1 protein-coding gene is annotated in these 1,096 nt (G+C 71.8%); it reads left to right on the top strand.

What is annotated here, in order from left to right:
• Positions 1 to 586: 586 nt before the first annotated feature.
• The coding region (locus tag E1298_RS47135) for an ATP-binding protein (protein ID WP_131903846.1) at positions 587 to 1,096 on the top strand (510 nt) is incomplete at its 3' end.

Raw genomic sequence — 1,096 nt, 5'->3', positions numbered from 1 at the left:
CGCGCGGCCGGCCTGGCGAGCCCCCGGCCGCCCGCCGCCCGCGCCCTGAGGCTCCCCGCCGACGCGCACGAACGCCGAGGCCCCGGCGAGATCAGATCTCGCCGGGGCCTCGGCGTTGAGGCCGGTGTGGTGGTCGCCTCACGGCGAAAGGCACAACGGAGCTCCAGCCCGGACCGTACGGACCGGCGGTATTCCCCGAAGGCGTTGGGTAGAGCCCGGGGGACACATGCCACACCGACGCACCCACCTTAACGGCAACCGGGGGGTGCTCATTCCACCCCGCCCCGTGTGTCCTCGGTCACCTCACCCCCGGGTGAGGATTGCGTGCGCTCGTGCACCGCGCCCATGGGCGATGCGTCTTCAATAGGAACGAACGCGGGAAAAGTACGGACTCGCTCTCGATCGACCCGATGGCGCGGCGGAGGCGCCAGCGCGGTCCGGTGCCATCACCATGGCCGCCACCGGCACGGGGAACTGCCGGTTCGGCCAGATCTTCCGGGCGGGCCCCATGGCGCGGCCTCGGCGGGGAACATGCCTGTTGAGGTCGCTGACCTGCGGAAACCGCCAGAGGTGAGGAGACGGGGCATTGAGTACCAAGGGGCTGGGAATCGAAGAGTCCGCCGACTGCGACCACCATCGCGCGGCCTGGGAGCTGACCGCGGAGACCCGCGCGGCGTCCCGGGCGCGGGCTCTCACCGGACGGACGCTGCGCGAGTGGCAGGTCACCGATCCGGCCGACATCGACGACATCGTCCTCATGGTCGATGAGCTGATCACCAACGCGGTCGTGCACGGCACCGGCCCCGTCCGGCTCGCCCTGCGCCTGGACGGCCCGCTGCTCATCGGCGAGGTCGGCGACGGCGACCCGGTGGCACCCACGCCGCCCGGCGCCCCGCCCGGCGTCCTGGAATGGGCCGAAGCCGGCCGCGGCCTGCTCCTGGTCTCCGCCCTCGCCACCGAATTCGGCGCCCGCCGCTGTGTCTTATACACATCTGGGAGCCCACGGGACACTGAGCGACCTCGTCTGCGGTCTTCGGCCGGCAAAAAGGGAAACCGGCTGGTGGCGGCCGCAACCGGACGGGAACCTAGAGCTGCG

The organism is Actinomadura rubrisoli, from assembly GCF_004349215.1.
In the GTDB taxonomy this organism is placed as follows: Bacteria; Actinomycetota; Actinomycetes; order Streptosporangiales; family Streptosporangiaceae; genus Spirillospora; species Spirillospora rubrisoli.
This window is presented reverse-complemented; position numbering and strand designations above follow the sequence as displayed.